General features: G+C 34.3%; 14 protein-coding genes and 1 other annotated feature. Of the genes, 11 read left to right on the top strand and 3 right to left on the bottom strand.

Going from position 1 to position 13,598, the window contains the following annotated elements; genetic code table 11:
• Positions 1–155: 155 nt before the first annotated feature.
• Positions 156–1,592: a SulP family inorganic anion transporter gene (locus tag ACIP9C_RS00155; RefSeq protein WP_401009155.1), complete on the bottom strand. Its 1,437-nt coding sequence runs from the start codon at positions 1,590–1,592 to the stop codon at positions 156–158.
• Between the two features lie 92 nt (positions 1,593–1,684).
• Here ACIP9C_RS00155 and ACIP9C_RS00150 point away from each other — a divergent pair, with 92 nt between their 5' ends.
• From ACIP9C_RS00150 to ACIP9C_RS00120, 7 genes are all read left to right on the top strand, one after another.
• Positions 1,685–2,248: a recombinase family protein gene (locus ACIP9C_RS00150; protein ID WP_401007454.1), complete on the top strand. Its 564-nt coding sequence runs from the start codon at positions 1,685–1,687 to the stop codon at positions 2,246–2,248.
• 69 nt (positions 2,249–2,317) lie between these two features.
• Positions 2,318–3,004 carry a DUF421 domain-containing protein gene (locus ACIP9C_RS00145; protein ID WP_401007452.1) on the top strand — a complete coding sequence of 229 codons (687 nt, stop codon included), beginning with the start codon at positions 2,318–2,320 and terminating at the stop codon, positions 3,002–3,004.
• A gap of 406 nt (positions 3,005–3,410) precedes the next feature.
• Positions 3,411–4,316 carry an arginase gene (rocF, locus tag ACIP9C_RS00140; RefSeq protein WP_401007450.1) on the top strand — a complete coding sequence of 302 codons (906 nt, stop codon included), beginning with the start codon at positions 3,411–3,413 and terminating at the stop codon, positions 4,314–4,316.
• A 273-nt stretch (positions 4,317–4,589) separates the two neighbouring features.
• Positions 4,590–6,017, top strand: coding sequence for an amino acid permease (locus ACIP9C_RS00135; RefSeq protein WP_401007449.1), 1,428 nt, complete (start codon positions 4,590–4,592; stop codon positions 6,015–6,017).
• Positions 6,018–6,238: 221 nt separating this feature from the next.
• Positions 6,239–7,003 carry a DUF817 domain-containing protein gene (locus tag ACIP9C_RS00130; protein ID WP_401007447.1) on the top strand — a complete coding sequence of 255 codons (765 nt, stop codon included), beginning with the start codon at positions 6,239–6,241 and terminating at the stop codon, positions 7,001–7,003.
• 208 nt (positions 7,004–7,211) lie between these two features.
• Positions 7,212–7,766 (top strand): pyridoxamine 5'-phosphate oxidase family protein, encoded by a 555-nt coding sequence (locus ACIP9C_RS00125; protein ID WP_401007446.1) that lies wholly within the window; start codon positions 7,212–7,214, stop codon positions 7,764–7,766.
• A gap of 144 nt (positions 7,767–7,910) precedes the next feature.
• The gene (locus tag ACIP9C_RS00120) at positions 7,911–8,306 is read left to right on the top strand and encodes a VOC family protein (RefSeq protein ID WP_401007443.1); all 396 of its coding nucleotides are present in this window, start codon (positions 7,911–7,913) and stop codon (positions 8,304–8,306) included.
• 273 nt (positions 8,307–8,579) lie between these two features.
• On the opposite strand, the gene ACIP9C_RS00115 is transcribed toward ACIP9C_RS00120, so the two are convergent.
• Both ACIP9C_RS00115 and ACIP9C_RS00110 read right to left on the bottom strand, forming a co-directional pair.
• The gene (locus ACIP9C_RS00115; RefSeq protein WP_401007441.1) at positions 8,580–9,239 is read right to left on the bottom strand and encodes a CPBP family intramembrane glutamic endopeptidase; all 660 of its coding nucleotides are present in this window, start codon (positions 9,237–9,239) and stop codon (positions 8,580–8,582) included.
• Between the two features lie 23 nt (positions 9,240–9,262).
• Positions 9,263–9,859 carry a TetR/AcrR family transcriptional regulator gene (locus ACIP9C_RS00110; RefSeq protein ID WP_401007439.1) on the bottom strand — a complete coding sequence of 199 codons (597 nt, stop codon included), beginning with the start codon at positions 9,857–9,859 and terminating at the stop codon, positions 9,263–9,265.
• Positions 9,860–10,015: 156 nt separating this feature from the next.
• Positions 10,016–10,216: a binding site (T-box leader), on the top strand.
• Between the two features lie 54 nt (positions 10,217–10,270).
• Here ACIP9C_RS00110 and ACIP9C_RS00105 point away from each other — a divergent pair.
• From ACIP9C_RS00105 to ACIP9C_RS00090, 4 genes are all read left to right on the top strand, one after another.
• A complete protein-coding gene (locus ACIP9C_RS00105) occupies positions 10,271–10,942 on the top strand; it encodes an EamA family transporter (protein ID WP_401007437.1) in 672 nt (223 codons plus the stop codon).
• Positions 10,943–11,219: 277 nt separating this feature from the next.
• Positions 11,220–11,951 carry an AAA family ATPase gene (locus ACIP9C_RS00100; RefSeq protein WP_401007434.1) on the top strand — a complete coding sequence of 244 codons (732 nt, stop codon included), beginning with the start codon at positions 11,220–11,222 and terminating at the stop codon, positions 11,949–11,951.
• Positions 11,948–13,171: a GNAT family N-acetyltransferase gene (locus ACIP9C_RS00095; protein WP_401007431.1), complete on the top strand. Its 1,224-nt coding sequence runs from the start codon at positions 11,948–11,950 to the stop codon at positions 13,169–13,171. The genes ACIP9C_RS00100 and ACIP9C_RS00095 overlap by 4 nt, the downstream gene beginning before the upstream one ends.
• Before the next feature lie 102 nt (positions 13,172–13,273).
• Complete coding sequence (locus ACIP9C_RS00090) at positions 13,274–13,588, top strand: TIGR04104 family putative zinc finger protein (protein ID WP_401007429.1); 315 nt, start codon at positions 13,274–13,276, stop codon at positions 13,586–13,588.
• Positions 13,589–13,598 lie beyond the last annotated feature (10 nt).

Below are 13,598 nucleotides of genomic sequence, written 5' to 3'. Positions count from 1 at the left end.
AAGGAAGGAAAGATTCCGCGAAAGGGAGGTAGAATTCCGCGGAAGGAAAGTAGGATTCCGCGAAAGAGAGGTATAATTCCGCGGAAGGAAGGTAGAATCCTGCGAACGAATTAAAAAAAGGAATTCCGCGTAAGTATATCGGAATTCCTTGTTCTTTAATGAGAAGAAGTTATACTTTGTAATCGATCAATTAGTTTTTGACTGGAAGTATCGAGTCCCGTTATTTCAACTGTAATCCCTTTTGCTTGTAGCGAATGTTTTACTTTATGCAAGGCGCCTACAGCAGATTCATCCCATAGACGACTATTTCTAAAATCTATCGTAACTTTAGTATTCATGCCTTCAAATTTTTTAAAGTAATCGACAAAGCTATGTGTGGCAGCAAAGAATAATGGACCTTCTATATTGTATATATCTCCATTTTTTATTACTTTCAAAGTTGAAATTTTTACTACAAAGAAGATTGCACTCAAAATAACCCCAGCAATAACTCCCTTCGATAGATCATGTGTGTATACTACGATGATAACCGTTACTAGCATAACAATCGCATCACTAGGAGGGGCCTTCACTAAATACTTGAAAGAATTCCAATCAAATGTACCGATACATACCATAATCATGATGCCTACAAGTACTGGCATTGGAATCTTTACTACTAAATCACCTAAAACAATAATTAAAAACATTAAAAATAAACCTGCTACAAGTGTTGAGAAGCGCCCTCGTCCACCAGACTTAACATTGATGACAGATTGACCAATCATCGCACAACCGGCCATTCCTCCAAAAAATCCATTAATGAAATTAGCAATGCCTTGTCCTCTCGCTTCTTTATTTTTTTCACTTTCTGTCCCGGTCATATCATCTACGATTTGGGCTGTTAATAAAGATTCGATTAGCCCAACAATTGCTAATGCTAGCGAATAGGGGAAAATAATTTTTAATGTTTCAAACGTAAAAGGTACATTCGGAATAGCAAATGTCGGTAGTGTTTGCGTAATAACCCCTAAATCACCAATAGTTCGTAAATTAGCATCACTATAAATCGCTATAGAAGTTAATACAACGATTGCTATAAGTGGTGCTGGTATTACTTGAATATATCGTGGTAAAGTATACAAAAGTAAAAGTGTCAATGCGACAAATATATATGTCATCGTAGACATTCCGATAATTTGAGGTACTTGTGCTAAAAAAATTAAAATAGCTAATGAATTTACAAAGCCAATCATGACAGCATTTGGTATGAATTTCATTAATTTTGCTATTTTTAATAAGCCAAAAATTATTTGAATAATGCCTGTTAAAATTGTAGCAGCGAGTAAATAATTTAGTCCGTAATCTTTTACTAATGGTGCTATTACGAGTGCCATTGCGCCTGTAGCTGCTGAAATCATACCAGGTCTACCACCGACAAAAGCTATTGTGATAGCGATACAAAAAGATGCATATAACCCTACCATTGGGTCAACGCCCGCGATGATAGAAAAGGCAATGGCTTCAGGGATAAGAGCAAGTGCTACGACAATGCCTGCTAATAGATCGCCTCGAATGTTTCCAAACCATTGTTGTTTTAAACTTTGCATGATGTACTCCTTTTAATATAAAAAATTCTTTGAGTATCATACCATTCATATTCCCAAAATGGAACCTTTTTGAGACAATGTAAGGAGGTAAATTGATGATTTTCGGTTATGTACGACCTTTATATGATGATGAAACGTGTGAAAAACAGTTAAAAGTAGTATCTGAAAAATGCCAAACGATATATCGTGAACTGCATGCTTCACCTAAAAAGCGACATAAATTAGAAGAATTGCTAATGGCATTGCAACCAGGAGATACGATTATTGTTGAACGGATGTTTGCACTTGCAGACACAACACGACAACTGCAAGACCTCTTCAATGTATGTGAAAAAGACGATGTAAGCATTCATTTTTTAAATGAGAATATTTCTACTAATCAATCTTTAACATGTACATTACAACAAATGATGAAACACTATATCCAGTTCCAAACAGATGTTGCGAAGCAGTCAGCTATTATTGGCATTTCCAATGCAAGAGAGCAGGGAAAGACTATTGGCAGACCGAGAAAACCAGATATAAACATTCAAAAAGCTATTTCGATGTACCATTCAGGGAAGTTCACATTACATGATATTAAAGAAGAAACAGGCATCAGTAAATCGACATTATATCGATCTTTGGAGTCATTGGAAAACCTTGACGAGAATCGCTAATTAGTACCTAGTTTTAGTGTATTTTATTTTATGCACAACACATTCTATTGTATAGATAGGAGTGGAGGCATGAAAGATGTAAGCTACTTACAAATAGCACTAGAAACAGTCATAACTTTTTTTGTACTTCTTGCACTAACACGTTTTTTAGGAAAAAAACAATTAAGTCAACTTACGTTTTTTAACTATGTAACAGGAATAACAATTGGCTCAATTGCCGCTAACATGATTGTTCTTAGTACAAAAGATTACACAAAAGATTTACTGAGCTTGGTTATATGGTGCTCGCTAACAACACTTATTGGCTATATAAGTCTAAAATCCGGAAAAATAAGGATGATTCTCGATGGTCAACCTACAATCGTAATAAAACACGGCAGAATTGATAGAAAAGCATTGAAAAGAACGGGCGTCAATATAGATGACTTAACGATGATGATAAGACAATATCAAGTTTTTTCAATTGATGAAATCGATTTTGCGATATTAGAACCGAATGGCATGCTTAGTATCCTGAAGAAACCTCAATTTCAAGGTACGCAAAAAATAGATATAAACATTTCGCCTAAAAATCCACCGTTTTTACCTATAGAAATAATATCAGACGGAAAATTATTAAAAAGAAATTTGTTAGAAGTTGGGAAAAATAGAGAGTGGCTAAAAAGCGAATTAAAAAAAGCAGGAATCAAAAATATTGAAGAAGTCTTTTATGCTGAAATTCAATCAGATGAAAAATTATTCATACAAAAATTTTAAACCAGAACTCACTGTGAAATGAGATTCTGGTTTTATTTATTTTTATTATATGATTAAAATATATCAATATCTAAACCTATTACTCATATACAAATATGGATATATTTTAAATATATTTACATTATATTGATATAAATCCTGAAATTAACGAAATAATTTTCTAAAAAAACAATAAAAATGAATAGTTTTAATCTTTCGTTTTTGAAATTTCTGACAAAAACATATATAAAATTTACAAAATAAGTATCTTTATTCATTATAATTGTGTTTATGCATTCGTTTATGCAAGAGAAAATCTATGTTTCTAATAATCTAAACTGTATAAAAATTAAAAATAATGTCGAGTTGAGTCAATTTTTCATTTTCTTTATACTGTGAAAGTAATTATTGGAGAGGAGAAAATATCATGCGTAAAGAAGTTACAATTATTGGGGTGCCTATGGACTTGGGTCAAACTAGAAGAGGGGTCGACATGGGGCCGAGTGCTATTCGATATGCCGGACTAACAGATCGACTTGAAGGCCTTGGTTATTCGATTGAGGACGTAGGGGATTTGAATATCGAATTTGTAAAAAATGATGAAACTATAGAAACAACATCAAACTTAAAAAATTTAAAAACCGTAGCAGATGCTAATGACAAGCTTGGTCAAAAAGTAAATCAAGCTATTTCCTCAAATCGCTTTCCTTTAGTTTTAGGAGGAGATCATAGTATTGCCATTGGAACATTAGCGGGTGTATCGAAACATTATGATAATGTAGGTGTTATTTGGTATGATGCCCATGGCGATTTAAACACAGGTGAAACATCTCCTTCAGGAAATATCCATGGAATGTCTTTAGCAGTAAGCTTAGGTCTTGGACATCCTGCACTTACGAATATTGGCGGCTATGCTCCAAAAGTAAAACCTGAAAATGTAGTAATTATTGGGGCCCGTGATTTAGATCCAGGAGAGAAAAAGCTTATTAAGGAAATTGGCATTAAAGTTTATACAATGCATGAAATCGATCGCTTAGGTATGACGACAGTAATGTCAGAAACGATTGAATATTTAAAGCAACGTACAGATGGTGTCCATTTATCTTTAGATTTAGATGGTCTTGATCCAAACGATGCACCAGGTGTCGGAACGCCAGTAGCAGGTGGTATTAGCTATCGTGAAAGTCATTTAGCTATGGAAATGCTATCCGAAGCAAATATTATTACGTCTGCAGAGTTTGTAGAGACAAACCCAGTACTAGATCAATATAATAAAACAGCTATTGCAGCGGTCGCTTTAATTAGCTCTTTATTTGGCGATACATTACTTTAAACAATGGATTGGGGAAAATCAATTAGCTGATAAGGAAGAACTTTTTAGTAAAATGAGGTCGCGACAACCAAATTTAAGAAAAATGCTCTCCCTCATTGTAGTTTACAATAGAAGGAACGAATGCTCTAGACTAATTAAGCTTTTTTATTTGTCAGAAAATTGAATGTTCACAAAATAGATTTAATTTTAAACATCTATTAATATTTCTCATCATTATCTTTTTGCACTTTAAAAAGAAAGTGCTTACATGATAATCGTGTAAGGGGTTATTTTATGGCAACAGAACAACATGAATTAAAAAGAAGTATGAAAGCTAGACACTTATTTATGATTTCACTAGGGGGATGTATTGGGACTGGCTTTTTTCTCGGATCAGGTTTTACTATAAATCAAGCTGGACCAACTGGTGCTATTCTTTCTTATTTAGTAGGCGGGTTAGTGATGTATCTAACGATGCTTTGTTTGGGTGAATTATCTGTTGCTATGCCAGTATCTGGTTCATTTCAAACATATACGACGAAGTTTATTGGTCCTGCTACTGGCTTTGCCGTTGGCTGGCTTTATTGGCTGGGCTGGGCAGTAACGGTTGCCCTTGAATTTTTAGGGGCTGGACAACTTATGCAAAGATGGTTTCCAGAATCACCAGTATGGATGTGGTGTTTAATATTTGGTGCCTTGCTCTTTTTATTAAATGGTTTATCAGCTAAAGCATTTGGGGAAGCAGAATTTGTTTTCTCTAGCATAAAAATATTGGCTATCATTATGTTCCTTATTGTTGGAGGAGCAGCTATGTTTGGCCTTATTGATATGAAAGATGGAACCAGCGCTCCTTTCCTTACTCATTTTTATGAGCATGGGCTATTTCCAAATGGTGTAACAGCACTACTTATTACAATGATTACTGTGAACTTTTCATTCCAAGGGACAGAATTAATTGGTATTGCTGCTGGGGAGAGTGAAAATCCTGAAAAGACAATTCCTAAATCTATTAAACAAACAGTTTGGCGTACATTGTTCTTCTTTGTATTATCTGTAGTAATACTTGCAGCTATGATTCCAATGGATAAAGCAGGAGTTGTTGAAAGTCCATTTGTAGTTGTACTGGACAGTATAGGCATTCCTTATGCAGCAGATATTATGAATTTTGTTATTTTGACAGCGCTATTATCGGTTGCAAACTCTGGTCTATATGCAGCAACACGTATGTTGTTCTCTTTATCTGTTGAAAAGATGGCTAGCCCAGTTTTAGGGAAAGTTAATAAAAGAGGAATTCCAATGAATGCATTATTAATTACACTTGCCGTAGCGGGTTTATCACTATTATCAAGTGTATTTGCTGCAAAAACAGTGTTTGTTTGGCTATTATCTCTAGCAGGTTTAGGCGCACAAATCGGTTGGATTGCGATTACCGCATCGCAAATTGCCTTTAGACGTTCGTATGTTCGTCAAGGTGGTAAAGTGGAGGATTTAAAATTCAAAGCACCGCTATATCCAATCGTTCCAGTTTTAGGTTTAACAGCGAATTGTATTGTCATGGCAAGCTTAGCTTTTGATCCGTCTCAACGATTAGCTTTATATTGTGGTGGCGCATTCTTTATCGGCTGTTATATTGTTTATTATGTAAAAGTGAAGAAAACGAAGGTGATAAAAGTAAGCCAACAAGAAGTACAGTTAAAATTAGACCAAAAAATGTTTCTTTAAATGACAAGAGTAGCTGCAATGATGTGGCTACTCTTGTTGTTTTATTTAGGTTTACAAGAGACGTATTTTATAAAAAATTGTTCCGCTAAAAAACGAAATAATTTATCGTTTTTCGATAAAAAAACATTGTAATAAGATAAAATATCATTTATTCTTCATACAAGAAGAGATTAGTCTTACGCTAGTTAATTTTCTCGTACTTTGTTATATGAGGTGAATAAATGTTGAAAATTTTTTTAAAAGACTTAGGGTACTTTACGTACCATCAATCCTTATCTTGTATTTTTCCTGTTGTTATATTTGTTACGCTTGCGCTGTCAAAAATTATTCATTTACCACTTGCAAGATATGATTTGATTTTAATAGTCTGTCTTGTGACACAGTACTTGATGTATAAATTTGGTCTAGAATCTAAAGATGAAATAAAAGTAATCTGTCTGTTTCATATTATTGGTCTTATACTAGAATTATATAAAGTGAACTTTCACTCTTGGTCTTATCCAGAAGAGGCGTGGTCCAAAATTGGTGGTGTTCCCTTATATAGCGGCTTTATGTATGCTAGTGTGGCTAGTTATATTTGCCAAGCTTGGCGTAGGTTTGATTTGAAAATTTTAAATTGGCCCAGAAGTTATGTAGCTATCCCATTAGGAGCTATGATCTACTTAAACTTCTTCACACATCATTTTATATATGACGTGAGATGGCTGTTAATGGCTGCACTTTTTATTGTGTTTTATCGGACCGTTGTCAAATTCACAGTACGGCAAAATCACTATAAAATGCCTATTGTTGTATCATTCCTTTTAATTGGATTTTTCATTTGGATTGCAGAGAATATTGCAACATACTTTGGTGCATGGTCATATCCTAATCAAGAGGTAGCTTGGACGATTGTGCATTTTGGAAAAATTAGCTCTTGGTTTTTACTTGTCGTAATTAGCATTATGATTGTCGCACAGCTTAAATTATTTTATCGACAACAGTAAAGTGGTAGTTCACCCTAAGTAATGGGAACGAAAAGTCAACAAAGACAACAGTTCGACATAGTGAAGTTCTAATAAAAAGGATGAAGATTTTACGTTGTACCCATTCTTTTTCATCAAACTGTCCCTTTTTTAGAAGACAATCCTGCTATAGACTCTCTTTAGAAGTTAGGAAGTTTTTATACTTGTTAAAAAGGGAGAAGTGATTTGGATGGAAACTCAAATTCGTATGGTGAATAGAACATGTACAGACGAAAGGCAAATCAATAAATTTTTACGAGGAGCACAAACAGCTTTTCTTGGGTTAGTAGATAACAACATGCCATATGTAATTCCTTTAAATTTTGTATTTAAGGATGGAAACTTTTACATTCATGGTGCAAATGAGGGAAGAAAAATTAACATTTTAAACAATAATGCTAATGCATGCCTGACAATATGTGAAATTTACGGAACAATCGCCGATCCGATTCCCGCGAATACAGATACAGCTTATATGAGCGTTATCGCAAATGGAAAAATTGAAATTGTAACGGATTTAAATGAAGCAACAGCAGCTATGCAAGAAATGCTTGATAAATATGTCCCCAATTATTATAAAGTACCTTTATCGAAGACACATGTCGATAAATATCAATCTTCTTTAGGTAGTAAAACGGTTGTACTTAAATTGCAACCAATCACGATGACCGCAAAAGAACATAAAGGTGATGAACAAATGAAGTATTATGCTGGGAGAAAGGTAACACAAGATATAAACCGATAATACGTTATTTCTTCAAACAAAGCGTAGAACTTTGTAGGTGCTACAATTATTTGGACAATCAATCCGTTTGAGTATTCATTATATTTCCTATCTATAAAAAAATGCATTATAGTAATTATATTCTATTACATTTAGGAGGATACGATGGGGAGATTAGTTCATTTTGAAGTTCATGTAAGTGATATGGAGCGAGCAAAGGATTTCTATGGCAACATATTTGGATGGTCATTTGAAGATTGGAGTGACTATGCTGGAATGCCGTATTTTGGAGCAGTGACAGGTAGTGAGGATGAACTAGGCATCAATGGTGCTTTAATGCAACGCCAAGGTCCTCCTCCAGAACCAAACCAAGCATTGAATGGATTTGCTTGTACAATGGGTGTGGAAAATTACGATGCAACAGAAGCGAAAATTCTGGATAATGGCGGTAAGATAGCAATACCGAAATATGCGCTTCCAGGGATGGCATGGCAGGGCTATTATACAGATACTGAAGGCAATGTTTTTGGTATTCATCAGCCAGATAAAAATGCAAAATAAGAAATTCAAGCGTTTTTAGCATTTGCTTTCAAGTGAGGGGAAGATCCCATAGCGTTATCTTCAACTTCTTTTGGAGTAGTGTAAGTAAAAAAATCTCCTAGCGGATGTTAGGAGATTTTTTAATTTAACGGTTTGGATAATGAAAAGTAAAAATAGCTATTGCATATATATAAGCGTATTTGCTAGCTCAAATAGCCTTCCATTCATATAGAGGTTATAAAATAATCACTAAATCAACTAAAACAAATTAGGTTATGCATATTTATTGTAGATTTAACTCATGGTAGGGGGTACGTAAATATTTAAAAAAGTTAATACTGTTAAATTTCCAATGTCTACAATAAAATGAGATAAAATAATATAACGCAAACTTTTCGTTTTTAAATATGTAATTGCCCAAACTATACTTGTAACTGATAAATATAAATATAAGTGATATGACTTACTCGCATAGGAAAACACTCCCCACATCAATGGGTGACTAATTACAAAAAGTAAAGTTGAATATAAAATAGCAAACCATTTTGGAAATTTAGTTAATAAATTATCTAACAATATACCTCTCCAATAATATTCTTCAAACCATGGATTAATAAATGCAAACAATAACCAAAAAACAATTAACCATATTGAATTAAACAAATGGTAACTCGTCAAAAGAATTGTTAATGGAAATATTCCGATAAGCATAGATATTGTAATCCAAAAAGGAGCCTTCTTTGATTTTATAAACCAAGCTCCAAGTTTTTTATCCCCTTTAAAATTCCAAATAGAAATGCCTAAAAATGTCCAATAGATAATCGCTAATGGAATCCATGCCCATCCCCCAATGAAATGATTAAAAACCGTAGCTGTCGAATACCCAATTAATATAATGAAAAAAGGTGAAATAAATAAGTACCAAAATTTTAAATTACGCTTATTTTTTATCATACTGTACCTCATTTCTTAAATATTTATTTGAAAATTTTGATGATCAAATCGGCTTCTGGTATGGGACACTGATTCCACTGTAATCTATTAATGGAGAAACCCTGAATAAAAGAATAATAGCTAACAGCTAATATTATGGGGTCCTCTTGAATTATTTCATTGCACTGTTGTCCCGCAGTAATTAAAGGAATCAAACCACTGACAGGGGATTTATATTCTGGAGAGGTTAAAAGTTGTTTCACTTCATATGGAACAGCTTCAGAAGTACTAGCCTGAATCATTATCAAAAATAATAGAATTTGATCTCCATCAAATAAACTTTCGAGAATTTGTTCTGTCATCCATTTAATTTTATTTAGTGGGGTTCCTTCATAAAGATAGGCATTCTCAATAATCTGATTAGCACTTTCTGCTGCACTTTGTACTAAAAGTGTAAAGATTTCTTCCTTCGACTTAAAATAGTGATAAACAAGTCCATGACTTAAATTGGCTTCCTTTGCAATATCACTAATTTTTGTAGCAACCATTCCTCTTCTAGAAAACACTTTTAATGCAGCTTTTAATAGTTGATCTCGTCTTTGATCTCGCAGGTCTAAATTTTGAATTTCAGTTCTAGGCATTTTAAACTCCTTTTTGATTGAATGTTCAGTCAATATAAAAATAATATAAAAAGAAAATATTGTCAAATATAATAATTATTTAAAAATTTGGCGATTTTATTAGTGTGAATTAATGCTTTAAAGAGCTTAACTATAATAAATTATTATAAACGCTAATATTTAACAATTATTGGAAATGGTGGCGGATATTATTTACTTGTAGAGAGATGATGGCTGGTGAAAATCATCGTAAATGATTCGTGAACTCGTCCAGGAGTTTTTATACTGAATAAATAAGTATAAATGGCAGCCACCGTTATAGTTAAAGTGAGCATATATGCTAAACAGAGTGGTACCACGGATAACTTCGTCTCTATATTTATTGGAGATGGAGTTTTTTGTTTTAGGAAATAATGAAAAGTGGGGAGATGAATGGACATAACGAAGAAACGCGAAACAACGATAGGGCTGTTAGCACTTATTTTTTCAGCGCTTTTTACTGCAATGAGTCAAGTAGTTTATGCTAAGCAAGTACAAGAAATACCAGCATTTCTATTTACATGTATTAGCTTTTTTCTAACAGCAGTCTACTTTGCATTTTTTGCACGTACACATAAACATCATATTAAATGGCAAGGAACAATCGGCTATGTTGTGAAATTAAATGGAGCGTCCGTTCTGGCCTTTATGTGTTTTTATTTTGCATTAAAATATGTGGAGTCTGCCATAGTAAGTGCACTCGAAATGGGTATTGGTCCATTATTTGTCTTAGTTCTTGCGGTCATTGCAAAGGAATCCATTCCAAGGGCGCAGTGGCTAATTGCCATGGCAACTATGATTGCGTGTCTTGTACTTATTGTAGATGTACTTAGCGGAAACTCAGCAGTCCAGTTAGTAATAACAATGCCTGTTATCATCGCCTTATTTGCAAGTATTAGCTGTGGGGTGTGTGCTGTTTTATGCACCATATATTCAAGGGAATTAAGTGAGGCAGGCTGGACAACTTCTATGATTTTGGCAAATCGTTATTATGGCATAATTTTATTATCTTTTTTAGCTACTTATGATGTGTTCTTTAAGTATTTCTCAGGAAATATTGGCTGAATTTTTACTGTAACGGCAACAGGCGTCGTGCTTCCAATGTATTTAATGCAAATAGGTATTCGGTATTGTTCACATTCAATGGTGATGATGAGTTTATGCTTTGTCTCAATATTCACTTTTTTCTTTCAATTATTCGATTTTAGGCTTATGTGGTCACCTATTTCCTTAATTGGTATCATCTTATTATTCATAGTAGGTATTATTAGTTTGTATTTGGAAAAAAGGACCGTTTCATAGTTCCGTATGCGAGTTATACTAGTACATAGGAGGGGACACAATGTATTTAAAATCATGTAAAGTTTTACAGGACAACATAGACGATAAACGACTTTATCCATTTAATATACCCAGTTTGCACGATTTACAAGAGCTAGAGTTTCCAACGAATGTGACATTTTTTGTGGGGGAAAATGGCTCTGGGAAATCAACGCTTCTGGAAGCAATTGCGGATCGCTGTGATTTTAATACAGCAGGTGGTGGACGTCAAAACATTTATGAAGTACATAAAGCGGAATCTGCACTTGGAGACTATATACGGTTGTCGTGGTGGCCGAAAGTTTCGAACGGCTTTTTTCTACGATCAGAAACGTTTTATCAATTTGCAAGCCATATTGATTTGTTAGAGAATCACCCTAATAAGTATGCTGCATTTGGAGGGAAATCCTTACATCAACAGTCTCATGGGGAGTCATTTTTATCGCTATTTATGAATCGTTTTAAAGGAAAGGCAATTTATTTACTTGATGAGCCTGAAGCAGCTTTATCGCCTACGAGACAGCTCAGTCTTCTAAAAATAATGAAGGATTTAGAGCATGAAGCCCAGTTTATTATCGCTACTCATTCACCTATTTTACTCGGTTATCCGAATGCTACCATCTACAGTTTTGAAGATGGAGGAATTGAATCCATCCGATACGAAGACACTATACATTATATTGTAACAAAGCGATTTTTAAATGCCCCAGATACCATTTTTGCAGAGCTATTTGATGAGGAGAGAGAAAAATGAATCAACGGAAAGGTTTAGTAATGCGGGAAATACGACTAGATGAGATGGCACAGTCCATCGATTTGCTAAACTACGTATTTCAGATGTCTATGTCTATTCATAAGGATCGCCGTTTCGTTAATGCCAAAAGTAAACAGTTTGACGAAGGTCATGCTTTTGGTTGGTTTGATGGCTCACAACTTGTATCACAAATTTTAAATTTGCCTTTTCAAATCAATGTGCATGGGAAGTTTTATGAAATGGGAGGAATAACAGCAGTTGGTACGTATCCTGAATATTCTAGGCATGGCTTAATGGAAAGTCTCATTATAAAGTGCTTAGAACAAATGCGTGAGGAAGGCAGGTATATTTCTTATTTATTCCCTTATTCAATTCCATATTATCGCAAAAAAGGCTGGGAAATTATGAGCGATATTGTGGAATTTCAAGTGAAAGATACACAACTCCCTCATTATGGTGGATTAAATGGCAAAATTCGTCGTGTCGATCCTAAAGATAAAGATGTTGTTGCAATTTATGCACGATATGCAATAAAGACACATGGTGTAATGGTGCGTAATAGCATTGCCTGGAATGAGAAATTTCAAGAAGATTTTTGGGAAGAAAAATTTATAGATAGTGATGTCAAACTACAAGCAGCAGTCTATTACGATGAGGAAGATGAGCCACAAGGTTACATGTTCTATCGTATTATGGAAGAAAATTTTTATATCGATGAAATCGTTTATATACAAGAAGAAGCACGAAAAGGGTTATGGAATTTTGTCTCTGCACATAGCTCAATGGTTTACAATGTATATGGCAAAACGACCGGCAATGAAGCGGTGGCATTTTTACTTGAGGACAGTGAAATTATTCAAAAAGTATCTCCTTATTTTATGGCACGTATTGTAGATGTAAAGGAATTTTTATTGCGCTACCCGTTTATAGGGAATGACTTTCAACTGCGCTTAGCAGTAAGCGATCGTATTGTTGCTTGGAATAACGGTACGTTTGTCGTAACTGCACAAAACGGAAAAGTATCCGTTGAAAAGGTTAGCGAACAACTTTCTGAGAATGCGATTCAACTCACTGTCCAGACGTTAGCAACGATGCTACTGGGCTATAAACGACCTAGCTATTTGGAGAAAATCGAACGATTACAGGGTGAAGCGATTGAAATGGCGCTATTAGAAGCAGTGTTACCAGTAGGTATTCCGACGTTTATCGATTATTTTTAAAAGAATTTGTACAGCGAATAACTGTGCAAATTCTTTTTAACATTAAATTTAGTACTTCTCCATTACACAATATGGCATAATTAGTGAATGGAGGGGATTTGTATGCCAAAATGTATTAAATGTAAGGAGAAGTGGACTTGGAAGCAGTCGATGCGTTCGATTGTGACATTTTCACGCTTCATTAGTTGTCCATATTGTGCAAAAAAACAAATGTTTACATCAATGACACGCATCTCTATTTTACTATTGGTATTTGTACCTTATATCACAATGCCTTATGTGGTCGATGATGAAGTTAAAGGCTCAGCTGTAGCAATCGGGATTGCAATCTATTTAATCGTATTACTTATGATGATGCCGTTGTTAATGGATCTTCGTGAAATACCAAAGCATTTACAAAAATACGCACAAAAATAATACATAATAA

This window comes from Lysinibacillus sp. NPDC093210, from assembly GCF_044753985.1.
GTDB lineage: Bacteria > Bacillota > Bacilli > Bacillales_A > Planococcaceae > Lysinibacillus.
This window is presented reverse-complemented; position numbering and strand designations above follow the sequence as displayed.

What these genes read in the sequence shown, in the direction of transcription:
- ACIP9C_RS00150 (WP_401007454.1), top strand. Translation starts at nt 1,685, where the DNA reads ATGATTTTCGGTTATGTACGACCTTTATATGATGATGAAACGTGTGAA.
- ACIP9C_RS00145 (WP_401007452.1), top strand. Translation starts at nt 2,318, where the DNA reads ATGAAAGATGTAAGCTACTTACAAATAGCACTAGAAACAGTCATAACT.
- rocF (WP_401007450.1), top strand. Translation starts at nt 3,411, where the DNA reads ATGCGTAAAGAAGTTACAATTATTGGGGTGCCTATGGACTTGGGTCAA.
- ACIP9C_RS00135 (WP_401007449.1), top strand. Translation starts at nt 4,590, where the DNA reads ATGGCAACAGAACAACATGAATTAAAAAGAAGTATGAAAGCTAGACAC.
- ACIP9C_RS00130 (WP_401007447.1), top strand. Translation starts at nt 6,239, where the DNA reads ATGTTGAAAATTTTTTTAAAAGACTTAGGGTACTTTACGTACCATCAA.
- ACIP9C_RS00125 (WP_401007446.1), top strand. Translation starts at nt 7,212, where the DNA reads ATGGAAACTCAAATTCGTATGGTGAATAGAACATGTACAGACGAAAGG.
- ACIP9C_RS00120 (WP_401007443.1), top strand. Translation starts at nt 7,911, where the DNA reads ATGGGGAGATTAGTTCATTTTGAAGTTCATGTAAGTGATATGGAGCGA.
- ACIP9C_RS00115 (WP_401007441.1), bottom strand. Translation starts at nt 9,239, where the DNA reads ATGATAAAAAATAAGCGTAATTTAAAATTTTGGTACTTATTTATTTCA.
- ACIP9C_RS00110 (WP_401007439.1), bottom strand. Translation starts at nt 9,859, where the DNA reads ATGCCTAGAACTGAAATTCAAAATTTAGACCTGCGAGATCAAAGACGA.
- ACIP9C_RS00105 (WP_401007437.1), top strand. Translation starts at nt 10,271, where the DNA reads ATGGACATAACGAAGAAACGCGAAACAACGATAGGGCTGTTAGCACTT.
- ACIP9C_RS00100 (WP_401007434.1), top strand. Translation starts at nt 11,220, where the DNA reads ATGTATTTAAAATCATGTAAAGTTTTACAGGACAACATAGACGATAAA.
- ACIP9C_RS00095 (WP_401007431.1), top strand. Translation starts at nt 11,948, where the DNA reads ATGAATCAACGGAAAGGTTTAGTAATGCGGGAAATACGACTAGATGAG.
- ACIP9C_RS00090 (WP_401007429.1), top strand. Translation starts at nt 13,274, where the DNA reads ATGCCAAAATGTATTAAATGTAAGGAGAAGTGGACTTGGAAGCAGTCG.